This window comes from Saccharothrix espanaensis DSM 44229, assembly GCF_000328705.1.
Lineage (GTDB): Bacteria > Actinomycetota > Actinomycetes > Mycobacteriales > Pseudonocardiaceae > Actinosynnema > Actinosynnema espanaense.
This window is the reverse complement of record NC_019673.1, coordinates 6,600,891-6,624,003: the sequence shown is the minus strand read 5'-3', so window position 1 is coordinate 6,624,003 and position 23,113 is coordinate 6,600,891. Positions and strand designations below refer to the sequence as shown.

The following is a 23,113-nucleotide window of genomic DNA, read 5'->3' as shown; positions in this document are numbered from 1 at the left end:
CCCCCAGCGTGCGGCGGTGGCCTGGTGAACGCTTGCCCGATGGCGAACACCCGTTGACCACCAGCGCACCGGCTGTGTCCGGGGCCACAGCGAGTCGGCACGCGCTGACTAGCGTCTGCGGCCATGGGCAGCATGGAGGGCAAGGTGGCGCTGGTGACCGGCGCCGGTTCGGGGATCGGCGAAGCGATCGCCCGCAGGCTCGACGCCGAGGGCGCGCGGGTGGCGGCGCTGGACGTCCACTCGACCGGTGCGGAACTCACCGCGGGACTGCTCCGGCAGGGCATGGCGGTGGTGGCCGACGTGGCGGTGTCGGCGCAGGTGGACGAGGCGGTGCGGACCGTCGTGGATACCTACGGGCGGCTCGACGTCCTGGTCAACAACGCCGGTATCCGGGGTGGCCAGGAGGCCGACGAGGCGTTCGGCCGGCTCGCGTCCCGGCTGGTGGAGGCCGAGGCGGGCGAGCCCACGACGATGTTGGACGCCACGGTGAACATCGACGACGAGGCGTGGCACCGGATGCTCGGCGTCCACTTGGACGGCACGTTCTTCGGCACGCGCGCCGCGCTGCGGCACATGGGGCGCGGCGGCGTGATCGTGAACGTGTCCTCCATCTGCGGGATGACCGGTTGCGCCCACATCCCGCACTACTCGGCCGCGAAGGCCGGCATCGAGGGCCTCACCAAGGCGGTGGCCCGCGACGTGGCCCCGCGCGGGATCCGGGTCAACTGCATTGCCCCCGGATACATCGACACGCCGCTGGGCGACGTGATGGCCCCCGTGGTGCGCAAGGACCTGGAGCGCCAGACCCCGCTGGGCCGGTTCGGGCTGCCCGCCGAGATCGCCTCGGCGGTCGCCTTCCTGGTCGGGCCGGACGGCACCTACGTGACCGGCCAGACCATCGGCGTCAACGGCGGTTTCGTGATCCGCTAGACCACCGGTCAGCCGGAGCTCGGCGCGTGGAACCAGACCCGGCCCACCTCGCGGTGGGCGGCCGGCGTGAGCGACGGTGTCTACGCGCGCTCGGCCACGACGTGCGGGGTCTCCCGAGCACGCAGTTCGGCCGCAAGTCGTGGTCCTTCCAGGACGATTCTTGTCGTGCGCCTGGGCGCGGGCATCGCCTGGACGGGCCACACGGTGGTCGATTCGGTGGTGGACAACCGGAACCTCGGTGCGGGTACGTCTTCGCCGACCGCCACCGACTGACCGTCGCCGACCGGGACCTCGGCGACGGTCCTGATCACGTTGTCCGACAACGGTTTCACCAAGAGCGGTGACCCGACGGGGACCGTGCGGCGCGCGGCCGGCCCAACGGACACTCCACATCCGACTGCTCCCGCACGTGGTGGTCCGCGCCCTCAGCCCGGGTCACCCCGCCGCTTGCGGTGGGCGACCCACCACAGGTCCACCACCAGCCCGGCGGCGAGCAGCGCGAGCACCACCGCGAGGAACGGGTAGTCGGCGCGCGCCAGCAGCACCGCCGCCCCGACGTTGAGCAGGATGCCGAGGCCCGCGAGCCACAGCCGCAGCGTCAGGGCGCTGCGCGGCGGTGCCCGAGGGGGCAGTCCGTCCTCGTCCATACCCACCGGATGCCCCGTCCGGCCCCCGGTACACCCGCCGCCGTTCACCCGGAAGCGGGACACGCGCCCGCCCGAGGCGGTCACCGCACCGCGCCCATGAGGGTGCGAGAATGCGCCCGGTCACAATCAGATCCGATTCGAGTTCAGTTCGCGCAGTTGGCAGATTCGGCTGCCGAACGCTGTTCGCGGGGATTTGCCGATGAGCCGCAATTCGGTGCCATCGGCGGGGCGACAGGTCCACCAGGCGCGGACGGCACAGCCGGTACGCCGCGTCTGTGTGTTTGTCGGTCTCTGCAATCTGAGCACGCGCGGGTGGGGTTGTCGGTGCGTCGCCGACCGGTCACGCCCGGTGTTGCGTACCCTGGTCCAATGGCGGTCAACCGCAGTCGAAGGGCCCGTGCCGCCCGCAAGCGCAAGCGCCGGATGGACAGCGTCGACCACGACCTGACCGACGAGCAGTGGACCACCCTCCAGGCGGCCTGGGGCGGGTGTGCGTACTGCGGCGCGACCGACCAGCCGTTGCAGCGCGACTGCGTGCAGGCCATCTCGCGCGGCGGCCGCTACACGGTCGACAACGTCGTGCCCGCCTGCCGCTCGTGCAACGCCGGCAAGTGCAACGCCGAGGTCACCGGCTGGCTGCGCCGCAAACGCCTCGACGAACGCGCGTTCCTGTCCCGCCACATCGAGATCCGGACCACCCTGGGCCTCTGCGCCATCCCCGGACCGAACCCTGACGACGCTGAACATCCCGACGACGCTGAAGGCCCCGGCGCCCTGACAGGTGCCGAAGACAAGGAAGGCGCTGAAGCCCGGACGGCGTGAGGTCAGGTGTTGGCCTGCCACAGCGAGAACGTCAGCGCGGTGGCGAACGCGACCCACGCCCAGTACGGCACGAGCAGCAGCGCCGCCGCGCCCGAGATCCGCCGGAACAGCCCGATGTTGACCGTGATCAGCACCAGCAGCGCGACGATGTCGGCGCACGCCAGCGCGAAGCTCCCCGCCCCGAAGAACAGCGGTGTCCACAGCGCGTTGAGCACCAACTGCGCCGCGTACACCCCGAGCGGCAGGGAGAACCCGACGCGCCGCCACACCAGCCACCCGCTGACCGCGATCATCAGGTACAGCACCGACCACACCGGGCCGAACAGCCAACTCGGCGGTGCCCACGACGGCTTCACCAGGGTGGCGTAACGGTCGTCCGATCCGGTCACGGCCAGCGACCCGACGAGCGCGATCACCACCACGACCGCGACGAACCCGGCCAGGGCCCACCACTGCCTGCCCTGTCGCTCGACCGCGGTGACCGTTCTGCCGGGACCCACGCTGTCTCCCTCCGGTTCTGCGCAGGGTAGCCGGCCGGGAGCCGGCTGAAACGGGTGCCGCGCCGGTCAGTCCTTCCAGGGCAGCTCGTCGCGGATGCCCTCGTGGATCGCGTAGGCGTTCTTCACGGCGGCCTTGAGCGCGCCCTCGGCCCAGCGCCGGTGCCGGCGGTCGCAGGCGTCGTTGGCGAACCACACCCGGCCCACCGGCCGGATCACGTCGTCGTAGAACGTCTCGCTCATCTCGAACGCCCGGAACAGCGGGCCGATGCCGCAGGCGAACCAGTCCAGCGCCCAGTCCTTGTAGACGCCGAACTCGAAGGTGTCCCGCGCCTCCGGGTGGATCTTGACCAGGTCCTCCAACGCCTGCGCGACGCTCTCCTCGCCGGCCAGCGGCGTGTACGGCATGGAGTCCTGCTCCCAGCAGTACGACGCGATCATCACGCCCCGCTTGTACCGGGTGTCCTGCCCGGCGGGCGGGTAGACGATGTTGCGGATGGCCAGGTCGGTGACGGTCAGGCCGTGCGTGATCCCGTACGAGGTCTCCCACCACCGTTCGGAGAACTGCATGAACAGCTTGTGGGCGCGCCCGTAGTAGGTGTTGCGGATCGCGTACCACTTGTCCGGGTCCAGGCCGCTGATCTCCATGTGCCGCAGGCTCGCGAACGGCACCGTCACCACGCACTCGTCGGCGGTCACCACCTGCGTGCGGCGGCCCGCGCGGTAGTGCACCCGCACGCCCGTGTCGTCCTGGTCGATCGCGTGCACCTGGGCGCCCATCCGGATGTCGTCCATCAGGTACGGCTCGAACGCGCGCGGCAGCGTGTCCGCGCCCTTCTCGATGTAGACCAGGTTCCCGAAAACGTCCTCGTAGTAGTGCGAGAACCACTCGACCAGTGAGAAGTGGTAGCGGCCTTCGAGGTTGAACAGCGGGCCGAGCATCGACAGCGCGCCGTCGCCGAGCCCGCGTTCTTTCAGGTAGCCGAGCAGCGTGTACTTGTCGTAGTCGTCGAGCAGCCGGTGCCACGCCTTGTCCGGCTCCTCGTTCTCCATGATGTCCACCAGCGGCTGCACGGTGTGCCGGAGCAGTTCGTGCGGCGGTTTGTCCGCCTCGGCCGGGGTCAGGTCGAAGGTGAACGAGTCGGCGCGGAAGTCCTTGCGCCGCACGCCCTTGCCCTGGAGGTAGATGAACGTGTCCTCGTCGTACATCGGGAACGGCTTGGTGGCCAGCGCGAACCGGTCCTTGATGAGGTGCTGCACCAGCGGGTGCTGCTCGGGGAAGCGCATCGCGCCGAACTCGCCGTACAGGTCGCCGGCGAACCCGCGGTGGGTCAGGATCCGGCCGCCCACCCGGTTCTGCCCCTCCAGGACGACCACCTCGTGCCCGGCTTCCTTGAGCAGCAGCGCGGTGGTCAGCCCGGCGATCCCGGCCCCGACCACGACCACTTTCCGCGGTGGCCGCGAATTGCCCGGCAGACCTTCACGCAAGACGTCCAGCGCGGCGAATTCCATGGGTCACGATTGCGCCGCTCCGCTCCGCCGGGCAAGGGCGACTGCCCGAATGGCTCGTCATATCCCTCGGTCCGGTCATGAAAGGGCGGCGCGGGACTTCATTCTGTGACCGAGGTGTCCTTTCGGGGGACACCCGGTCTCCTATTTGTGCGGAGAGTTACTGGGGCAGCTTGGACCACACCTCGGCGGCGAGCGCCTTCACCGCGGCGCAGGCCGCGTCGATCTGGCTGCCCTGGGCCAGGCTGACCGACACGTACGCGAGTTCGCTCAGCCCGTTCTCCACCGGGATGTGGGCGGTCTCGGCCGAGCAGAGCGCGAGCGAGGACACGCTCGTCCGGCTGATCGTGGTGGTCCGCCCGGCGACGTCCTCGGCGGTCCTGTTCTGGCCGTCGGGCTTGGTCGGCTCGCCCATGCTGAACGTGACGCGCGCCCTGGGCGGCGTGGCGGTGCCGTCGGGACTCCACCGGCACTGGTGGCCGGCCGGGTAGGCGCGGACCTTCGCGGTGCCGATCCCGGGCACCCGGGTCACCGTCTCCTTGCCCACCACCGAGCAGGCGTCGATCTTGCCGATCGACCGCGCCTTGAAGGTGCGGTGCCCGGCCTCCTTGTCCAGCACGCGGTCGGCGGCGGCGGTGGCCAGCGCGTCCGCCGGGTTGCACATCTCGGTCGACGTCGCCTTGCCGTCGCTGTAGTTGCTCACCGCGATGGTGAGGGTGACCAGGTCGTCGAACACCAGCCGGCGGGCGCACTGGGTGGTGTCGTCGCGCCGGTAGGCGATCCGCAGCCCGCCCCGGTAGTTGCGGTAGTCGGCCTCGAACTCGCTCTCCGAGACCAGTTGCTCCAGGCTGCCGACCTCGACGTCCAGCTTCGTCCCGCCGGGCGTGGTCAGCGAGGCCAGGCAGTAGTCCAGCGAGACCGTCGTCTCCGGCGCGGCGGTGCCGAAGGCCTTGAGGTCGGCGATGTCGAGCAGGCTGCACGGGTCGAACGTGGGCAGGTCGCCGAGCAGGGACACCGCGGTGGGCCGCGACTGGGTCTTCGTGGTGGGCGGGGTGAGGTCCGCCGCCGCCACGGGCGTCCCGACCAGTCGCACGCTGCACCCGCTCAACACCACCACGAGCCCCGCCACGAGGGGGATCCACCTGCGTGCCCTGATCATGGCCGCAGCCTATGGGACGTGCGCGCCGGCGCACATGCGTACATATACTCGCGGCTGCGGAACTTTCCGGGGGAATCCAGTGGCAGCCAGCAGTGAGGTGTTCTTCGGCCTGGTCGGCGCGCTCGCCGACGTGCAGCGCGCGGAGGGCGGGGAGTACAGCTCGTTCGGCGTGCGCGGGAAGCGGTTCGGCTACTACTGGCCGCGCACGCAGACCGTGGGGCTGAAGCAGACGTTGTCCGAGCAGCAGGCCCTGGTGGCCGAGCGGCCGGACGTGTTCGAGGAGCAGTTCACGGCCGGCGGCTTCGGCTGGGTGGTCGTGCACCTGGCCGGCGTCGACGCCGACGAGCTGGCCGAGCTCGTGTTCGAGGCGTGGCGGTTGTCCGCGCCCGAGGAGCTGATCGCCATCGCGCCCGACCCCGTGGCGCTGGCGCGCGCGGTCGCGAAGCCCGCGGTGTCGAAGCGCGCCGCCCCCAAGTCCGCGGTGTCGAAGCGCGCAGCCTCGAAGACCGCCGCCAAGTCCGGGACGGCCAAGTAGTCGGGTCTGCTGTCGGCGCGGGACGTTCCGCGCTCATGAGGTGTGCCCGGAAACCCCGACCGGCCGTGGTGCCGCTTGGCAGATCCCGCTACTCGGTGATACGTTGTAGTAGTACTCGGTCGCACCGAGTACCGGGAAGATCGAAGAGGCTCACCATGGACGACCTGACGGAGATGCTGAAGGGCACGCTCGAAGGCTGCGTGCTGGAGATCATCGGTGGCGAGGAGACCTACGGGTACGCCATCACGCGTCGGCTGAACGAACTCGGCTTCACCGACGTCGTCGAGGGCACGGTGTACACCATCCTGCTGCGACTGGAGAAGAACGGGCTCGTGCAGGTGGCGAAACGACCGTCCGGTGTTGGACCGCCGCGGAAGTTCTACGCGCTCAACGCCGCGGGACGCGCGGAACTCGCCACGTTCTGGGCCAAGTGGGAGTACGTCTCATCGCGGATCGACAAGCTCAAGGAGGGCGGGAGATGAGCTTCTGGGAGACCGTCACGGGCAGCGACCTCACCAGGGAGTGGAAGGCGTTCGACGCCCGCGCCCAGGCGTTGCCGGCCGACTACCGGGCGGCGTGGGAGGAGGTCAAGGCCCACACCGCGTCCTACTCGGACTTCACCGGCCGCAACTTGATGCCCATCCTGGACAACGCCCTGGGGCTGCTCGAACAGACGGCCGCCGACGGGCAGAGCGTGCACGAGGCGCTCGGTGACGACGTCGAGGGCTTCTGCGCGGCGTTGGCCGGCGGGGAGGGGGCCCGGACCTACCGGGACAAGTGGCGCGCGCAGTTGAACCGCAACGTCGCGCGGAAACTGGGCCGGCTGGGAGGCTGACGTGGGAATCCAGGACATCATCGAGGGCAAGAAGCAGTGGCGGGCGCACCAGGCGCGGGTCAAGGCGCTCCCGCCGGACTACCGGATCGTCTACCAGGAGATGCAGAAGTACCTGTTCAAGGTCGGGCCGGTCGACCTCGAAGGCGACCTGCTCTCCGGGATCGTCGACTTCTTCCAGGAGGGCGTCGCGGCCGGCAAGGGCGTCCTGGAACTCATCGGCGACGACGTCGCGGCGTTCTGCGACGGTCTGGTCGAGGACTCGCGCACCTACGCGGAGATCTACCAGGAGTCGATCAGCGGGAAGTCGTGCAAGGCCGGGGAGTAGGGCTACGCGTCGGACGCCCGGACGATGTCGCGGTAGGCGGCGAAGGCGGGCTTGGGCTCGTAGGTGTCGGTGACCAGGCCGAGCGAGCCCGGGGGTTCCGGGGAGCCGCTGTCGGCGTCGCGCAGGCCGAACAGCTCGTACTGGGTGATGTTCAGCTTGTCGCGGAGGTCGAGGACCGTGCCGATCATGTCGGTCAGCGACTCGCGCTGCGCCTGCCCGTCGCGGGGTGTGCCGCTCGGTGTTCCGTTCTCCGCCACGTGGATCGGGGTGTCCGGCCCGATGTGGGCCCGGGGCAGTGAGTGCTCGCGCAGGTGGCGCAGCGCGTGGGCGGTGAGCGAGGCGACGTCGCCCGGTGTGCCGCGCGGCGCGACGGGGGAGAAGGCGTCCGGGTACAGGCCCAGGCCGACGTAGTCCACCTGGGCCGCGAAGTCGTTGTGGGGCACCGAGCCGAGGTGCGCCCAGAACGCGTCGTCGCCGCCCAGCCACTCGGCGGGCTCGGCCACCGAGAAGCCGATCCGGGTGCGCAGGCCCCGGGTGGCCGCCGCGGCTTTGGCGTGCGGGATGCCGTGGACCAGCGCGTCGAGCACGCCGGGCGTGCTGCCGTCGATCAGCGGGATCGGGAAGTTCGGTTCCAGGGTGACCTGGAGGCACCGGGCGAGGTGGCCGTAGCGGTCCAGCACGGCGTCGAGGAACGCGAGCCACCCCGGCAGGTCGGCGGTCGCGGGCAGGTGGCTGACCACCAGGTCCAGCTCCCGGCCGGCGTCGGCGTACCACTCGTCGGGCAGGGTCAGGTGGTCGAGCCCGCGGTCCGCGCCGAGACTGGCGGCGAACTCCGGCCGGGCCGGCTCGCCGAGGAAGTGCACGTACTCGCGGATCACGAACGGCCGGTCGCCCGCGAGCCGGTCGACCAGGTCGCGGATCGCGGCGGGGTCCTCCGGGCGGGAAGACGTCGTGCCCGCGCGGCCGCCGGGGTAGATGCCGAACTTCACGCGTCTGTCCTTTCCGGACGGTGGTCGGGCCAGTCGAGGTCGCCGTCGCGGATCCGCCGCGCGGTGGCCCGGGTCCAGTCGACCTCGGCGGTGACGATCGACTGCCAGTAGGCGGTTTCGAGCATGTGCGCTTCCCGCACGCCGGTCGGCTGCCGCAGGGCGTCGAGTTCACCGCCGAGCCGGGCGGCGCGCTGTTCCAGGAGGGTGGCGGCGTGGTCGGCGGGCAGGATCGCCGCGTAGGCGACGGCCAGGGTGAAGTCGACCGACGCGGCCGGCGGTTCGGTCAGGCCGGTCTCGACCCTGGCGCGGAAGTCGGCGAGGCCGGCGCCGGTCAGTCGGTAGGTGGTGCGCGGCGGCCGGTTGCCGACCTGTTCCGGCGTGCGGGCGGCGACGAGTCCTTTGCGCTCCAGGGTTTTCAGCAGGGTGGTGACAGTGCTGCGGGTGGCGGTGAGGTGGTGGTAGCGCTCGCGCAGGCGGGTAGTGAGGTCGTAGGCGTGCGCGGGTTGCTCGACCAGCAGGCCGAGCAGCGGCAGGACGAGGCTGTTGCGAGTGGCGTCCAAGGGCACCCGGCCAGCATATAGACGTATACGACTAATGGCAACCGGGGTGTCGTACCGCCGACCTATGCTCCGGGGATGCGCCGCCACCGTGTCGAAGGACTGTTCGTGCTCGGTTGCTCGGCGGGCACCGACGGGACCTTGGCCGTGCTGGGCGAACGGCCCGACGGCGACGCGTTCGACCTGGTGCTGGCCTGGTGCGGCCCGGACGGCACGCACGTCGACCGGCTCGACTACGCGCCGATGGACGGCTGGCCCGAGCACCGCCCGACCCTGCTGGCGCACCCCGCCGGCGGGCACGTGGTGCTGCCCGAGCCGGGGCGGGCGTTCCGGCACACCGGGCCGGGGCAGTGGCACGAGCTGCCGGTGACCGGTGTCGAGGCGCTGGCCTCCGTGACGCCCGCGCCGCGCCTGCACGGCGGGTCGGCGGTGAGCGACACGGCGGAGTGGGACGTGGTGCTGGCGCACGGCGTCCTCGTCCAGGAACTCCGGTACACGGCGAGGTTCGCGATCGACTCCGCCACGGGCACGGCCTCGTGGCACGCGCCGTGGACCCCGGACCCGGCCGACTTCCCCGCCGACCGCTTCGGCTTCGGCGACCCGGCCGACCCCTCCGATCCGACCTTCGAGGACGGTGCGGCGGACGGGTTCGAGGAGGACGACGAGCCCCGGGCCGTTTCGGTGACCGCGACGCTGCGCCGGGGCGGCACGACCTACCTGGTGTCGGAGGGCTCGGACCTGGGCTCGGTCAACGGCTACGGCGCGGACTTCTTCACCTGCGCCGAGGTCCGGGACGGCCGGCTCGGCGCGCGCCCGCACGAGCAGAGCGGGTGGAAGCGCCGTCCCGGCAAGCACGGCCTGCGCGGCCGGTTCACCTCGGACGGCACCCACCTGGTGCTGACACCGGTCTTCCGGACCGGCGAGTGGAAGGGCCGGCAGCGCCTGCTGGCCCTGCCGGACGGCGTGCTGGTCGAGCCGACCCTGCCGAGGGGCCTGACCAAGGCCACCGTCCTCGACCGCAACGGCGGCGTGTGGTGGCTCCGTGTCGGCGAGGAGTTCCTCGGTCTGGACGGCGGGATCGTCGGCTGACCCAGTCGGTGCGACGCGTGATCCCGCCACGCGCCCCGAAATCGAAATTCGCTCTTTCCGGGCAATCAGGTGGTTCCGGCCTGCGAGCTGCGTCCTCGACGGTTACGCAGTGGAGATGCCTTATGATCACGGCGATCCCGCCGCCCGGACCTGGCGCGTATATCGCCTTGCCGCTGTGTCGTCGGCGGCGGCACTGGCCGCCCTGCTGTGGAGCGGTACCGCCGCAGCACTTCCCACCCCGCCGACCGCTTTGCCGACACCAGAACCCGCGTGGGTTGCGGACAGACAGGATTGGTCGCCGACAGCCCACCCCTTCGCACCTGTCGGATCCGCAGAAGTGCCCGCAGATGTCTCCCTGGAAGTGCTGCCTGCCGCCGGATCGCCGGACAAGGGCGACCCGCCCGTGTCGACGACCACCCAGAACCTCAACGCCCCCGGTGCCACCAGCGCGGTCCAGGCGCCCACCCGGCCCGACGACGCCCCGGCCACCATCGTCAACGCCCCGGTCGGGGTCGTCGCGACGGCGACGAACACCAACACCACCACGTCACCGCCGTCGACCACGTCCTCCACCACCCCGCCCGGGGCCGGGCCGTACGAACAGGTCGTGCCCGACTCCGAATCGCGATCCGCCCTGGCAGCCGGCCCGGCGGCCGTGCCCGCGAAGGGACCGGCTCGGGAGAGCGGCCAAGGGCCGTCCGCCGGTACCCGGGAACACCCGGCACTGGCCCTCACCGGGACCGGCGACCACTGGCCAGGTCTGCTGATCGCCGGTCTCGCACTCGTCACGGCGGGCGCGGCGGCGATGTACGCGGCCCGCCGACGCGCGACCCCCGGCCGGTAGGTCACCTCGGGCATGGGCTTACGTGATCGGATCCAGCAGGGCCGGCAGGATCGGGTCCCACCGGAAACTCGGAGGACCTGTGTCGTCACCTGTCGAAGGAACCGTCGCGCCGGGGTTCGAGCGCGTCGCCGAGGTGTTCGCGGGCGACGGTCCCGCGCAGTGCTGCGTGTACGTCGGCGGTGAGCCGGTGGTCGACCTGTGGCGCAGTCTGCCGGAGGACGCGCTGCTGGCGGTCTTCTCCGCGACCAAGGGCGCGACGGCGGCGTGCGCGAACCTGCTGGTGCAGCGCGGGTTGCTGGACCTCGACGCGCCGGTGACGGACTACTGGCCGGAGTACGGGCAGCGCGGCAAGGAGTCGACCCTGGTCCGCTGGCTGCTGTCGCACCGCGCGGGCCTCCTGGCCCCGGAACCGGGGCTCACCTTCGACGACGTCGCCGACTGGGACCGGGTCGTCGGGGCGTTGGCCGCCGCCGCGCCGGTGTGGGCGCCGGGCACGGACTACGGCTACCACGCGCAGTCGTTCGGCTGGCTGGTCGGCGAGGTGGTGCGCCGGGTCGACGGGCGCGGGCTGGGGCGGTTCTTCGCCGAGGAGGTCGCCGGGCCCGCCGGGGCCGAGTTCTGGATCGGGCTGCCGGAGCCGCTCGACCACCGGGTGGTTCCGCCGGCCCACGCGCCGATCCCCGGCGGCGGTGGGCCGGCACCGGACGACCTGGCGGCCTACGTCGGGCCGCACCTGGTGTCCGCGATGACGATGAACGGGGCGTTCCCGGACGACCTGGTCGCGGCGGCCGGGGACCGGCGGTACCGGGCGGCGGAACTCGGCGGGTCCGGCGGGGTGGCCTCGGCGCGCGGCCTGGCGCGGCTGTACGCGTGGCTGCTCGACGCGTTCACCCCGGAGACCGTCGCCGACGTCCGGCGCGTCGAGACGTCCGGGCCGGACCGGGTGCTGACCAGCGCGGCGATGCCGATCGAGCAGCGGTTCGGGCGCGGGTTCATGCCGGCCGGGCCGCCCGGCACCTTCGGGCACCCCGGTCTGGGCACGACGGCGTTCGCCGACCCGTCGCGCGGGGTGGCGTTCGGCCACGTCACGCCGCGCGTGCCGTTCGGCCCGCCGGGGTCGGACCCGGACGTCGCGCGCGTGGTCGACGCCGTGTACGCCCGGCTCTGATCCGACACGCCGGTTCAGTTCCACGCACGATCTGCTGGTGTCGGGGTAGTTTGGGCACCATGACGGAACAGCAGGAAGTCCTCGCGGAGTTCGGCTCGGCGGGCGTGCTGGACGGCCTGCGCTGGGCCTACACCTCGGCGACCAACCGCGCGCTGGAGGACTTCTCCGAGGCGGACGGCCACGACGCGGCGTGGCTGGGCAACACCCGCTTCACCCTGTTCCGCAACCGGCTCGACCGCGTCTTCCACTGCGAGCGCTACGCCGCGCCGGACGCCGACTCCGGGCTGGACGAGCTCTACGCCCGGCTGTCCGGCAAGGACATCGACTCGATGCCGCGGGTCGCGCCCGGCGTGGTGCACCGGTCGAACCTGAACAACAGCCCCGGCTGGGCGGTCGGCCACCGGCGGTTCCTGCTGGCCGCGGGCGAGTTCGGCAAGCTGGGCGAACTGGCGTGGGCCCGGCGCAGCAGCACCAAGCAGCGGGTCGCGCTGCAACGCGAGGCGAACCCGGCGCAGCCGTCGCTGTTCGAGCACTCGACCGAGGAGGAGTCCGGCGGCCTGTTCGCGCTCACCTCGCAGGTGCTCGACCTCGACACGTACGTCGTCGCGCACAGCCTCGACCCGGTCAACCGGCGCTCCGAGCTGGTCCTGGGCCGGGCCCGGCTCAACGCGGGCGGCGGTCCGGCGTGGGCGTGGCGGGTGGACGTGCTGGGCGCGCCGCCCGCGGGCCGCACGAGCACCGCGCCCCCGCCGGCCGTGCCCGACCCGGCGACCGGCCCCGGTTCCGGCACCGCCCCGGACGCCCCGGTGCGCCTGCGCGGCCGGGACGGTCTCGCCGGCGGTGAGCGGTGAGCGCTCGCACCCCCGCACGGGCGGCGGACGTCGCCCCGTTGTTCGACGGAGCGCGGCTCACGCTCGCCCGCAAGCTCGCCGGGCTGCGCAAGAGCGACCTCGCGGGCCGGGTGGACAAGAGCCCGACGGCGGTGGCGGCCTGGGAGTCGGGGGCGAAGCGGCCCACCGCGGCGACGGTGGCGCAGCTGGCGCTGAGCCTGGCCGTCGAGCCGGGGTTCTTCGCGGTGCGCGCCGACGACGTGGCCGCCGCGAGTTCCACCCCGCACTTCCGCTCGCTGCGCTCGACCAGCCAGCTCGCCCGGGACCAGGCGTTCGCCTTCGGCCAGGTGGCGGTGGACGTGGCGGCCGGCCTGGAGCGGCACGTCGAGTTCCCGGAGCCGGACGTGCCGTGCCTGCCGGTCACGGCGGACGACCCGGGCGACGGCCCCGAGCGGGCCGCCCGGCTGGTCCGCGAGCGGTGGGGCATCGGGCCGGGCCCGGCCGGGCACCTGGTGCGGCTGCTGGAGAACCGGGGCGTGCTGGTGGTGTTCAGCCCGCCGCAGGCGGCGTCGGTGGACGCGTACTCGTTCGACAGCCGGCGGCGGCCGGTCGTGGTGCTCAACCCGGTCAAGCGCGACTACTACCGGCAGCGGTTCGACGTGGCGCACGAGCTGGGCCACCTGGTCATGCACGGCGACGCCGAACCCGGCGGCCGGGGCGTGGAGGACCAGGCGCACCGGTTCGCCGCCGAGCTGCTGATGCCGGCCGAGCAGGTCCGCGACCTGCTGCCGGCGAGCATGGGCGGCGCGGTGTGGCCGACGCTGGCGCGGCTCAAGGAGCAGTGGGGCGTGAGCCTCCAGGCACTGCTGTACCGGGCGCGCTGGCTGGGCCGGCTCGGTGACGTGTCCTACCGCAACGCCATGGCGACCATCTCCGCGCGGGGCTGGCGGCGCAGCGAACCGGGCCTGGTCACGGTGATGGAGCAGCCGTCGCTGCTGGCCCGCGCGGTGCAGCTGCTGGCGTCGGAGGGAATCGGGCAGGAGGCGCTGGTCGAGCAGTGCCGGGTGCCGGCGGACCTGTTCCGCACGGTGACCGCCCGCGCGCCGCTGCCGGCGGACACCACCCGTGCCGGGGCCCGGGTGGTGTCCATCCTGGACGTGCCTAGGGGATGAGGACCTGCCCGGTCAGCCCGCCCTCGACCGACCGCACGTAGGCCTGCGCCACGTCGGCGAGGTCGACCGCCGGCATGCCGGCGAACAACGGCCCGTAGGCGGGCAGGCTCTCGGTGACCACGGTGGGGCTGACCGCGTTGACCCGCTGCGGCGCGATCTCGATCGCGGCGGCCCGGACGAACGCCTCCAGCGCCCCGTTGGCCAGCGACGCCGCGCTGCCGGTGACGATCTGCTCGCGCCCGAGCACGCCCGTGATCAGGGTGAACGAGCCGCGCTCGGCGATCTTCGAGACGCCCTGGCGGACGAGTTCCACCTGGCTGAGCACCTTGCCCTCGAACCCGGCGCGGTAGTCGTCGGCGGTGAGCTCGGCGAACGGCTTGAACGGCACGGAGCCGGCCGCGCTGACCACCGCGTCGACCAGCCCGGCCCGGTCGTACAGCTCGGCGATCCGGTCCGGGTCGGTCAGGTCGACGCGCAGGTCGCCCGAGCCGCGGCCGGCGGTGAGGACCTCGTGGCCGCGTCCGGCGAGCGTCCGGTGGACGGCCGTGCCGAGCGTGCCCGAGGCCCCGATGAGCAGAATCTTCATGCGGTCGACGTTAGGTGCGGTTCCGGGGCGTGGGAAATGCTTCCCACGCACGACTTATGCTCCGCGGTTGTGAATGTCGAGCTGCGGCACCTGCGCGCGCTGGCCGCGATCGGCGACGAGGGCACCATCACCGACGCCGCCATCGCGCTGCGGGTCAGCCAGCCCGCTCTGTCGCGGACGCTGGAGCAGTTGGAGCACCGCCTGGGCACGCGTCTCGTGGAGCGCACGACCCGGCGGCTCGCGCTGACCGAGGCCGGTCAGCGGCTGTGGGAGCACGCGCACCGCATTCTCACCCAGGTCGATGACGCGCTGAGCGAGGCGTCGACCGGTCCGCGTCCGCTGCGCGTCGGGTTCGGGTGGGCGGCGTTGGGCCGGCACACCGTGCCGCTGCTGCGCGGTTGGCGCGACCACGGGCCGGACACCGCCGTGCAGGTGCGCCGCTGCGACGACCCGGAGGTGTCGCTGCGGCGCGGAGAGGTGGACGTGGCGTTCATGCGCACCACGCCGACCGACCCCGGCCTGGTCGCACGCGCGCTCTACAGCGAGCCGCGGATCGCCGCCGTGCCCGAGCACGACCCGTTGGCGCTGCGCGACGCCGTGCTGCTGGCGGACCTGGTCGACCGGTCCGTGGCGCTGTGCTCCACGGCCGCCACGACCAGCGCGGACCTGTGGCCGGTGGGCCTGCGCCCGGACACGTTCGAGGTGCCCGGCGCGGACGAGTGGGTGACCACGATCGCGACCGGCGACGCCGTGGGCGTCACGACCGAGGCGACCGGCCACAGCCACCCGCACCCCGGCATCCGGTACCTGCCGCTGGCCGACGCGGACCCGGTGGCCGTGTACGTGGCGTGGCCGCGCAGGCCGACCCACCCCGCCACGTCGGCGTTCCGCGAGCACGCCACCACGCTGCTGGGCGCGGCACCCCCGCGAACGGCCCGGGTGCACGACCTCGGGTTCTAGAAGTCGTCGCAACACCCCGGTTCAGGGGATGCGATGGACTTCGCGGCCTCGTCACCGCCAACAATCAGCGGCCGTGTTGCAACGACCCGTAAAGTCCGAGGACGCGCACCCGGGCCGTTCCGCCGGCTTGCCGTCGACCGCGGAGTCGGGTCAGCTCTCGTCCTCCGGGCCGCGCAGCTCCCACGCGCCACGCCGGCGCAGCACCAGCAGGTAGTACAGCGCGGACACGACGGCGATGCCCGCGGTGATGATCAGGCTCGGCCTGCCGATCACCGGGTCCATCGCGTTCTGCCACACCACGTACGCCAGCGCCACCAGCGCGAGCACGGGCGCGACCGGGAACAGCGGCATCCGGTACGCGGCGTGCGCGGTGGACCGGTTGCGCCGTCCGTTGAGGACGGCCAGGCACAGCGCCGCGTACACCGCGACGATCGACGTGGCCGTGACGACGAGCAGGAAGTCCTTGTCCACGAAGCACAGCAGGGTCGCGAACGCGCCGGTCACCAGGGTCGCGATCCACGGGGTGCCGGTGCGCGGGTGGATCGCGGCCAGGTTGCGGCTGATGTTGCCCGGCCACGCCGCGTCCCGGCCGGTGCTGAACACCATCCGGGAGGTGATCAGGATGATCGCCAGCACGGCGTTCAGGATCGCCAGCGCGACCGCGAGGCTGATGATCGTGTTCACCGTGGACCCGGCCTGGGCGGTGACGAAGTAGCTCATCATGTTCTCGGCGGCGAACAGGTCCTCCAGCGACGGTGCGCCCATCAGCACCGCGGTGACCGGGATCAGCTCGGAGGCCACGGTGATCGCCAGCGCCCACAGGATGGCGCGGGCGATGCCGCGGTGGGCGTTCGAGGTCTCCTCGCCGAAGTACACCGCCGAGCCGTAGCCGTTGTAGGAGAAGATCGCCACCGCCGCCGCGGCGGAGATCAGGCCGATCGCCGCCGGCCCGACCACGCCGTCGGTCGCGGCCACCGGGTTGGTCAGCAGCTCGCCCAGCGGGCGGGCCGGGTCGAACAGGCCCAGTGCGCTCACCACGGCCAGCGCGATCAGCTCGATCACCAGGAACACGCCGGTGATCCACGCGTTGAGCTTCACGTCGAAGATGGCGAGCACGGTCGCGCCTGCCGTGGTCACGGCCGCGACCAGCGGTCCGGGCAGGCCCGGGATCAGCACCTCCAGGTAGGTGCCGACGCCCAGCGCGATGACCGCGATGATCAGCAGCTGGGTGACCATGAGCAGGCCGAGGGTGACGAAACCGGGCAGCTTGCCCAGGGTGCGGCCGACGATCGCGTACTCGCCGCCGCTGAGCGGGTAGGCGGAGGCCAGCTCGGCGTAGACGAACGCCATGAACACGCCCACCACGGCGGCGAGCGCGAAGCTCCAGAACGCGCCGCTGCCCGCCTGCGCCACCACGCCCGGCGCGATGATGAAGACCGAGGACGCCGGCGAGATCGCGGACAGCGTGATCAGCAGGGTGCCGAGCACCTTCAAGCCCCGGCGCAGGGCCGGTGTCGAGCGTTGGTCGGACGGTGACGGTGCGGGTGACGACGACGGATCCGGCATGGCGGTCTCCTCGGTCCCAGTTCTTTGACTGGTCATCAAAGAACTGTCGAGGCCCGGAGTCAATAGCAAACCCGGCAAGAGCTGGGTCGCTGCGAGCCGGGCTTGCGTTCTTCGATGATCACCCGAAGAATCGGCGGCATGCCGAGACCCAGCCGGGCCCACGAGAAGCGCGGCGAGCTGGTCGCCGCCGCGCGGCAGGCCCTCCTCGACCGGGGGCTGCTCGACCTGCGGTTGCGCGACGTCGCCGACCAGGCCGCCATGTCCACCGGGTCGGTGCTCTACTACTTCCCGACCCTGGGCGACCTGCTCTACGAGGTGCAGCGGGAGGCGATCGAGCGGTTCTGCGTGGACCGCGAGGAGGCCGCCCGCCGCGAACTCGACCCGCGCCGCCGGCTGGTCGTGACCATCCGCGCCGGCCTGCCCACCGGACCGGACGACGAGCTGTGCCGGCTGATCTACGAGCTCGGCGCGTACGCCCGGCGGGACGCGGCCTACGCCGCGCAGCACATCCGGCTGTGCGAGCGGCAGGTGGCGCTCTACACGTCGGTCCTGGAGGCCGGCGCGGCCACCGGCGTGTTCGACCTGACCCGGGACGCGACGACCATCGCCCGCGCCCTGGTGTCGCTGGAAGACGGGCTGGGCCTGCACATCACGCAGGCCGTGCCCACGTTCACCGTTCCCCAGGCCGAGGCGATCCTGCTCGCGTACGCGGCCGACACCACCCGATGCCGGCTGGAGGCGTGAATGCGCGCGCGTGACCTCGGAATCCGACTGCTCGGCGACACCGGACCGCTCAACGCGATCACCGACGTGCCCGGCGTGGAGGTCGGCTACACCACGCTGATCGAAGGCGACGCGGTGCGCACGGGCGTGACGGCCGTCCTGCCGCGCGGCCGGTCGGGGATCAACGTGCCGTGCACGGCGGGCTGGTACTCGCTCAACGGCAACGGCGAGATGACCGGCACCACGATGCTCAGCGAGGCCGGGCAGCTGCGGATGCCGGTGCTGATCACGAACACCCACGCGGTCGGCCCGTGCCACCGGGGCGCGATCGACTGGGCGGCCCGCGAGCACCCGGAGGTGGCCGCCCAGTGGCTGCTCCCGGTCGTGGCCGAGACCTGGGACGGCTACCTCAACGACATCAACGGCCCGCACGTGCGGCCGGAGCACGCGGTCGCCGCGATCGAGGACGCCAAGCCGGGGCCGGTGGCCGAGGGGTCGCTCGGCGGCGGCACGGGTATGAACTGCTACGCGTTCAAGGGCGGCAACGGCACGTCCTCGCGCGTGGTCCGCTACGAGCAGGACACCTACACCGTGGGCGTGTTCCTTCAGGCCAACTTCGGTGGCCGGCGCGAGCTGACGGTGGCCGGCGTCCCGGTGGGGGAGGCGCTGACCGACGACAACCCGATCGAGGACGGCGACTGGAAGACCCCGCCCGGCGCGGGTTCGGTGATCGTCGTGGTCGCCACGGACGCGCCGCTGCTGCCCGGCCAGTGCTCGGCCCTGGCCCGACGGGTGCCGCTGGGCCTCGCCCGGACCGGCACGACGGGGTCGCACTTCTCCGGCGACATCTTCCTGGCCTTCTCGACCGGGAACGCCGCGTCGATGACGCCGTCGGCGTTCTCGGAGGGCGACCTGGGCTACGACCAGGTGCGCAACATCCCGTGGAGCCGGATGGACGACTTGTTCACGGCGGTCGTGTACGCGACGGAGGAGGCCGTGCTCAACGCGTTGACGGCAGGCCGCGACATGACCGGCCGCGACGGCCGCCGATCACCGGGCCTGCCCCTGGACCGCGTGGCGGAACTGGTGAAGCGCTAGGTGTCAGGGGGTCCCGGCGGACGTCGTTCCTTCGGGACCCTTACCGCCGGAAGCCTCAGCGCGGGCCGTCGCGGGCGAAGCGTTGCAGGAAGCGGGCTTCTACCTGGGACATCGCGGCGAGTTCGCCGGGGTCGAGGCTTTCGTTGGGGGCGTGGACCCGGGAGGACGGTTCGCCGACACCGAGCAGGACCAGTTCCGCGTCGGGGTGCACCGCGGTCAAGGTGGTGCACAGCGGTAGCGGGTCGCCTTGGCCCGAAGTGGTCATCGGCGTTCCGTAGACCTCGCGCATCGCCGCCGCCACCGTCCGGTGGGCAGATCCGTCCACAGTGGACCTGTACGGTCGGTCGACGCGGCGGGTGCGGGTTGTGACCCGGACGCCCCACGGTGCCACGTCGTGCAGGTGGTCGACCAACGCCGTGTGGGCCAGTTCCGCGTCAAGGCCGGGTGGCACGTGGAGCGCCAGGTGGGCGGTGGCCGCCGGGGCGATCGCGGTGTCGTCGGCGGGGCAGTCGATGCCGAGCACCGTCAACGCGGGCCGGGCCCACAGCGCGTCCGCGACCAGGCCGTCGCCGAGCAGGTCCACCCCCTCCGGCACGGCCGCGTCCAGCCGGAACCGGTCCGCCGGGTACGGCTCGCCGAGCCAGACCTGGTTGTGCGGCAGGCCGTGCACGGTCGTCTCGCCGCGCGCGTCGCGCAGTGACGCCAGCATCGACACCAGCGCGGCCAGCGCGTCCGGTGCGGCACCGCTGAACGCGCCGGCCCGCCGTCCCTCGGCCAGCGCCCGCACGCTCACCACCAGCTCCACCACACCGCGCAGGCTCACCGTCACGGCGGGCCGCCCGACGCCGGCGTTCCCGTCGACCCCGACCAGGACCGCGTCGGCGCGGAACAGGTCCGGGTGCTCCGGCACGAACTTCGCCAAGCCCGCACCGCCCACCACGACCTTGAGGTGCACCGGCAGGTCTTCGCCCAACGCCCGCAACGCCGTGAGGTGCATGAGGATGTTGCCCCTGCCGCCGGCGGCCCCGCGGCCGTACCAGCGCCCGTGCACCTCGGTCAGCCGGAACGGCGGCGTGCGCCACACCGCGTCGTCCGGCACGGCCGCCACGGCGTGGTCGGCGTGCAGCAGCACGGTCGGCGCGTCCGGGCCGGCGGGCCGCGAGCCGACCACGGCCTGGCTCCCGTCGGGCAGGTCCTCCACCCGGCTGTCGCGGAAACCCAGTTCCAGGAACCGGTTGAGCACCCAGCGGGCCGTGTTGCGCGAACCTGGCGCGTGATCGGGCCCGAACGCCACCAGTTCGGACAGGTCGTCGCGGGCCCGTGGCATCAGGCCCGCGATGCGGTCGCGCAAGGGCATCGGCACATCCTCAGATAGGCGGGTAGGCGGGTAGGCGGGACAAGGGGTTTTCATCCGTCCACTTCGGTCTTGCGCCGCTGCACGGCGGTCAGCACGAGGCGCAGCGCACCGCCGAGCAACAAAAGGTCGCCGACCATCTGCACGGTGACCAGTGCACGCGCGCCCTCGGACACCGGCACGATGTCGCCGAACCCGACCGTCGCGAACACGGTCACGGTGAAGTAGAGGGCGTCGGTGTGGCTCAACGCGGTGCCGAACCCGCTCGGGTCGGCGTGCGTGAGCACCACGTAGGCGTAGGCGAAAACCAGCAGGAACAAGGGGAACACCAGCGCCATGGCCTGCACGCCCTGCCACAGCGGGCGCGGCGAGCGGACGATGGCGCGCACCTCGGCCGCCAGCACGGCCACCACCGCGACCATCCCGACGGCCAGCCACACCCCCGGCCGTCCACCGATCCGGGGGTCGGTGGGCAGCAGGTGGTAGCCGAAGACCAGGGCGGTGACCGTGACGAGGGGTCGGACCACGGTCACCGCCCGGTGGAGGCGTCGCCCGCCGGTCACCGCCGCTGCGGGTCGGCGCGCGCCTCCACCGGCAGCCGCGCCGGTGCCCCGTACCAGGCGTCGGGCTGCCGCGTCGAAGTCGTCATCGGGTCCTCCCAGTTCTTTGCGTGCCAACGAATCGTGGCCGTCGAGCGCGGGTCGGGTCTTCGCCCGCACCGGGTGGGGTCGCGCGCGCCGGGCGGCGGGTCCGGGGTCATCCACGCCGGGTGAGGTGGGCGCGAGCCCGGCCGCCGCACGCTGGTCGCCACGTTTCCGGCTGCCGAGGGGGCAACTATGAGGACGCGCGGCGCGATGGTGTTGCCGTTGGCGTTGGCCCAGTTCGTCGCGAGCTACGCGGCGACCACGATGAACGTCGCCATCAGCGCGATAGCCCACGACCTGGGCACCACGGTCATCGGGGTCCAGACGACGATCACCCTGTTCACCCTGACCATGGCGGCGCTGATGGTGCCGGGCAGCAAGCTAACCGACATCTGGGGCCGCAAGCGGTGCTTCCTGATCGGGCTGGTGGTGTACGGCACGGGCGCGCTGCTCGCCGCGTTCGCGCCCGGCCCGGGGCTGCTGCTGGTCGGCTACTCGCTGCTGGAGGGCGTCGGCTCGGCCCTGATGATCCCGCCGATCTACATCCTGGTGACGGTGTCGTTCGCCGATCCCGTCGTGCGCGCCCGGAACTTCGGGGTGGTCAGCGGGGCGGGCGCGCTCGGCGCGGCGGCCGGGCCGCTGCTCGGCGGCCTGGTCACCAGCTGGCTGGGGTGGCGGGCGTCGTTCCTGCTCCAAGTCGCGATCGTGGTGTGGGTGATCGTGGCGGCCCGGCACATCGTGGACCGGCCACGGCCGCGGCCCCGCCCCGGGTTCGACCTGTGGGGCGCGGTGCTGTCCGGCGCGGGGCTGTTCTTCGTGGTGTTCGGCGTGCTGCGGACGGGAACCTACGGCTGGGGCGTGGCACGCGAGGACTTCACGATCGGCGAGGTGGTGCTGCTGCCCGCCGGCGGGCTGTCGCCGGTGTGGGTGTTCGTCGGGATCGGGGCCTTGGTGCTGTACGGGTTCTTCCGGCACATCCGGGTCGCGCGCGAGCCGTTGTGCTCGCCGAGCCTGTTCCGCGACCGCACGTCGAACCTGGGGCTGGGCACGCAGACCGTGCAGTGGCTGGTGATGCAGGGCGCGTTCTTCGTGGTTTCGGTCTACCTGCAACAGGAACGCGGCTTCAGCGCGGTGCACACCGGGCTGGTGCTGCTGCCCGCGACGGTCGGCGTGCTGGCGGCGTCCGGTGTGGCGGCACGGATGGCGCGCCGCAACCCGGCCCGCCGACTGGTGATCGCCGGTTTCGCGGCGAGCGCGGCGGGGTTGGGGCTGCTGCTCGCGCTGGTCCGGGACGACTCGGCGGCGCTGGTGTTCGCGCCGGGGCTGTTCCTGCTGGGAGCGGGGATCGGCACGATGCTGACCGCGTCGGTGAACCTGGTGCAGTCGGCGTGGCCGGACGAGTTGCAGGGCGACATCTCCGGTGTCTCGCGGGCGGTGTCGAACCTGGGTTCGTCGCTGGGCACCGCGCTGGCCGGGTCGGTCCTGGCGGGTGCCGCGGCACCGGGCGGCGGGCCGTTCGCGGCGGCGCTGGTCGTGCTGGCCGGCTTCGCCGTGCTGGGGCTGGTGGTCGCGGCCCTGGTGCCCCGGCGGCGGTGAGCGCGGCCCGCCTGCGGTGAGCTTGGCCTGGCTGAGGTGAGCGGGCAGACCGCCGCCCGTGCTCCCACGAGGGGAACACGGGCGGCGGGGGACCAGAGTGGTGGCCGCGGGTGCGTAACACGACCACCGCCCGGTGGAGACGTCGTCCGCCGGCTACCGACCCGACGTGTCGACGAACGCCTCCCGCAGCAGCTCTTCCTGGTCGCCGGAGAGGTTCGTGCTGATCAGCTCCGCCCCGGTGCCGCGGAACTCGGCGAGCACCCGGTCGACCACCGCGCCGGTGGACAGCACGAACAGCGCGGACGTGCCCGGCGAGACCTTCTCCCGCACCCGGCGGACGAAGTCGTCGTCGATGCCGACCTTGGCCAGCGACCCGGCCGCCGCCCCGATCCCGGCGCCGACGGCCGCGCCGAGCAGCGGCACCAGGAACAGCAGCCCGAACAGCAGGCCCCAGAACGCGCCGCCCAGCGCGCCCGCCCCGGTGAACCGGCCGACCTCCTTGGTCTTCGGCCGCTTCGCGCCGTCCTCCCAGTACACGTAGGCCGCGTCCTGGATGGTGATCAGTTCCTGCTTGGCCAGCGACTCCAGCAGCGCCAGCGCCTTGCGGGCACCTTCCGCGGTGTCGAACTTCCACACGGTCAACGTCGCCATTCGCTCCTCCTCGCCCGTTGGGTGCCA

26 protein-coding genes and 1 pseudogene are annotated in these 23,113 nt (G+C 72.4%); 15 read left to right on the top strand and 12 right to left on the bottom strand.

The annotated features are described in order from the left end of the window. The first annotated feature begins 123 nt into the window (after positions 1 to 123). On the top strand, positions 124 to 930 hold the full coding sequence (locus BN6_RS28525) for an SDR family NAD(P)-dependent oxidoreductase (RefSeq protein WP_015103297.1): 807 nt from the start codon (positions 124 to 126) through the stop codon (positions 928 to 930). Between the two features lie 80 nt (positions 931 to 1,010). On the opposite strand, the gene BN6_RS46075 is transcribed toward BN6_RS28525, so the two are convergent. Continuing rightward, positions 1,011 to 1,253, bottom strand: coding sequence for a hypothetical protein (locus BN6_RS46075; RefSeq protein WP_148303061.1), 243 nt, complete (start codon positions 1,251 to 1,253; stop codon positions 1,011 to 1,013). 102 nt (positions 1,254 to 1,355) lie between these two features. Next, the gene (locus BN6_RS28520) at positions 1,356 to 1,577 is read right to left on the bottom strand and encodes a DUF6343 family protein (protein ID WP_015103296.1); all 222 of its coding nucleotides are present in this window, start codon (positions 1,575 to 1,577) and stop codon (positions 1,356 to 1,358) included. 369 nt (positions 1,578 to 1,946) lie between these two features. Here BN6_RS28520 and BN6_RS44350 point away from each other — a divergent pair, with 369 nt between their 5' ends. Continuing rightward, positions 1,947 to 2,399: an HNH endonuclease gene (locus tag BN6_RS44350; protein WP_084672801.1), complete on the top strand. Its 453-nt coding sequence runs from the start codon at positions 1,947 to 1,949 to the stop codon at positions 2,397 to 2,399. A 2-nt stretch (positions 2,400 to 2,401) separates the two neighbouring features. Here the strand turns inward: BN6_RS44350 and BN6_RS28510 are convergent, their stop codons facing one another. From BN6_RS28510 to BN6_RS28500, 3 genes are all read right to left on the bottom strand, one after another. After that, a complete protein-coding gene (locus BN6_RS28510; protein WP_015103294.1) occupies positions 2,402 to 2,899 on the bottom strand; it encodes a TspO/MBR family protein in 498 nt (165 codons plus the stop codon). Positions 2,900 to 2,965: 66 nt separating this feature from the next. Next, positions 2,966 to 4,408 (bottom strand): flavin monoamine oxidase family protein, encoded by a 1,443-nt coding sequence (locus BN6_RS28505; protein WP_015103293.1) that lies wholly within the window; start codon positions 4,406 to 4,408, stop codon positions 2,966 to 2,968. Positions 4,409 to 4,565: 157 nt separating this feature from the next. Next, positions 4,566 to 5,564 (bottom strand): DUF3558 domain-containing protein, encoded by a 999-nt coding sequence (locus BN6_RS28500; protein ID WP_148303060.1) that lies wholly within the window; start codon positions 5,562 to 5,564, stop codon positions 4,566 to 4,568. Between the two features lie 79 nt (positions 5,565 to 5,643). Here BN6_RS28500 and BN6_RS49180 point away from each other — a divergent pair. The 4 genes and pseudogenes from BN6_RS49180 to BN6_RS28480 form a co-directional block, all read left to right on the top strand. Then, positions 5,644 to 5,982 (top strand): annotated as a pseudogene (locus BN6_RS49180) (MmcQ/YjbR family DNA-binding protein); the annotation flags it as partial. Between the two features lie 272 nt (positions 5,983 to 6,254). Further along, positions 6,255 to 6,581, top strand: coding sequence for a PadR family transcriptional regulator (locus tag BN6_RS28490; protein ID WP_041314376.1), 327 nt, complete (start codon positions 6,255 to 6,257; stop codon positions 6,579 to 6,581). Next, positions 6,578 to 6,934, top strand: coding sequence for a DUF1048 domain-containing protein (locus tag BN6_RS28485; protein ID WP_015103289.1), 357 nt, complete (start codon positions 6,578 to 6,580; stop codon positions 6,932 to 6,934). Before BN6_RS28490 ends, BN6_RS28485 begins: the two co-directional genes overlap by 4 nt. 1 nt (position 6,935) lies before the next feature. After that, the gene (locus BN6_RS28480; protein WP_015103288.1) at positions 6,936 to 7,259 is read left to right on the top strand and encodes a DUF1048 domain-containing protein; all 324 of its coding nucleotides are present in this window, start codon (positions 6,936 to 6,938) and stop codon (positions 7,257 to 7,259) included. Between the two features lie 2 nt (positions 7,260 to 7,261). Here BN6_RS28480 and BN6_RS28475 read toward each other — a convergent pair whose 3' ends face one another. Further along, positions 7,262 to 8,248 carry a hypothetical protein gene (locus BN6_RS28475; protein WP_015103287.1) on the bottom strand — a complete coding sequence of 329 codons (987 nt, stop codon included), beginning with the start codon at positions 8,246 to 8,248 and terminating at the stop codon, positions 7,262 to 7,264. Further along, a complete protein-coding gene (locus BN6_RS28470) occupies positions 8,245 to 8,814 on the bottom strand; it encodes a PadR family transcriptional regulator (protein ID WP_015103286.1) in 570 nt (189 codons plus the stop codon). Before BN6_RS28470 ends, BN6_RS28475 begins: the two co-directional genes overlap by 4 nt. Positions 8,815 to 8,883: 69 nt before the next feature. Between BN6_RS28470 and BN6_RS28465 the strand changes: the two genes are divergently transcribed. The 5 genes from BN6_RS28465 to BN6_RS28445 all read left to right on the top strand — a co-directional run bounded on the left by BN6_RS28465 (position 8,884) and on the right by BN6_RS28445 (position 13,908). After that, complete coding sequence (locus BN6_RS28465) at positions 8,884 to 9,894, top strand: hypothetical protein (protein WP_015103285.1); 1,011 nt, start codon at positions 8,884 to 8,886, stop codon at positions 9,892 to 9,894. Between the two features lie 337 nt (positions 9,895 to 10,231). After that, positions 10,232 to 10,738 (top strand): hypothetical protein, encoded by a 507-nt coding sequence (locus BN6_RS28460; protein WP_148303059.1) that lies wholly within the window; start codon positions 10,232 to 10,234, stop codon positions 10,736 to 10,738. Positions 10,739 to 10,817: 79 nt separating this feature from the next. Then, positions 10,818 to 11,906: an EstA family serine hydrolase gene (locus BN6_RS28455; protein ID WP_015103283.1), complete on the top strand. Its 1,089-nt coding sequence runs from the start codon at positions 10,818 to 10,820 to the stop codon at positions 11,904 to 11,906. A gap of 59 nt (positions 11,907 to 11,965) precedes the next feature. After that, positions 11,966 to 12,757, top strand: a complete 792-nt coding sequence (locus tag BN6_RS28450; RefSeq protein WP_015103282.1) for a hypothetical protein — start codon at positions 11,966 to 11,968, stop codon at positions 12,755 to 12,757. Beyond that, positions 12,754 to 13,908, top strand: a complete 1,155-nt coding sequence (locus BN6_RS28445; RefSeq protein ID WP_015103281.1) for a helix-turn-helix domain-containing protein — start codon at positions 12,754 to 12,756, stop codon at positions 13,906 to 13,908. The genes BN6_RS28450 and BN6_RS28445 overlap by 4 nt, the downstream gene beginning before the upstream one ends. Here the strand turns inward: BN6_RS28445 and BN6_RS28440 are convergent. Then, on the bottom strand, positions 13,898 to 14,494 hold the full coding sequence (locus BN6_RS28440; RefSeq protein ID WP_041314368.1) for a short chain dehydrogenase: 597 nt from the start codon (positions 14,492 to 14,494) through the stop codon (positions 13,898 to 13,900). The two genes, BN6_RS28445 and BN6_RS28440, sit on opposite strands and share 11 nt — an antisense overlap. A gap of 69 nt (positions 14,495 to 14,563) precedes the next feature. Here BN6_RS28440 and BN6_RS28435 point away from each other — a divergent pair, with 69 nt between their 5' ends. Next, a complete protein-coding gene (locus BN6_RS28435; protein WP_041314365.1) occupies positions 14,564 to 15,454 on the top strand; it encodes a LysR family transcriptional regulator in 891 nt (296 codons plus the stop codon). 150 nt (positions 15,455 to 15,604) lie between these two features. Here the strand turns inward: BN6_RS28435 and BN6_RS28430 are convergent, their stop codons facing one another. Next, positions 15,605 to 17,020 (bottom strand): APC family permease, encoded by a 1,416-nt coding sequence (locus BN6_RS28430; RefSeq protein WP_015103278.1) that lies wholly within the window; start codon positions 17,018 to 17,020, stop codon positions 15,605 to 15,607. Positions 17,021 to 17,158: 138 nt separating this feature from the next. Between BN6_RS28430 and BN6_RS28425 the strand changes: the two genes are divergently transcribed. Then, positions 17,159 to 17,764: a TetR family transcriptional regulator C-terminal domain-containing protein gene (locus BN6_RS28425; protein ID WP_041314362.1), complete on the top strand. Its 606-nt coding sequence runs from the start codon at positions 17,159 to 17,161 to the stop codon at positions 17,762 to 17,764. Beyond that, the gene (locus BN6_RS28420; RefSeq protein ID WP_015103276.1) at positions 17,765 to 18,841 is read left to right on the top strand and encodes a DmpA family aminopeptidase; all 1,077 of its coding nucleotides are present in this window, start codon (positions 17,765 to 17,767) and stop codon (positions 18,839 to 18,841) included. Positions 18,842 to 18,896: 55 nt separating this feature from the next. Here BN6_RS28420 and BN6_RS28415 read toward each other — a convergent pair whose 3' ends face one another. Beyond that, positions 18,897 to 20,198 carry a M20/M25/M40 family metallo-hydrolase gene (locus tag BN6_RS28415; protein WP_015103275.1) on the bottom strand — a complete coding sequence of 434 codons (1,302 nt, stop codon included), beginning with the start codon at positions 20,196 to 20,198 and terminating at the stop codon, positions 18,897 to 18,899. 50 nt (positions 20,199 to 20,248) lie between these two features. Continuing rightward, positions 20,249 to 20,722, bottom strand: coding sequence for a potassium channel family protein (locus BN6_RS28410; RefSeq protein WP_231904771.1), 474 nt, complete (start codon positions 20,720 to 20,722; stop codon positions 20,249 to 20,251). A 309-nt stretch (positions 20,723 to 21,031) separates the two neighbouring features. Between BN6_RS28410 and BN6_RS28405 the strand changes: the two genes are divergently transcribed. Beyond that, the gene (locus BN6_RS28405) at positions 21,032 to 22,435 is read left to right on the top strand and encodes an MFS transporter (protein ID WP_015103273.1); all 1,404 of its coding nucleotides are present in this window, start codon (positions 21,032 to 21,034) and stop codon (positions 22,433 to 22,435) included. Between the two features lie 153 nt (positions 22,436 to 22,588). Here the strand turns inward: BN6_RS28405 and BN6_RS28400 are convergent, their stop codons facing one another. Continuing rightward, positions 22,589 to 23,086 carry a DUF1269 domain-containing protein gene (locus BN6_RS28400; RefSeq protein ID WP_015103272.1) on the bottom strand — a complete coding sequence of 166 codons (498 nt, stop codon included), beginning with the start codon at positions 23,084 to 23,086 and terminating at the stop codon, positions 22,589 to 22,591. Positions 23,087 to 23,113: the final 27 nt, after the last annotated feature.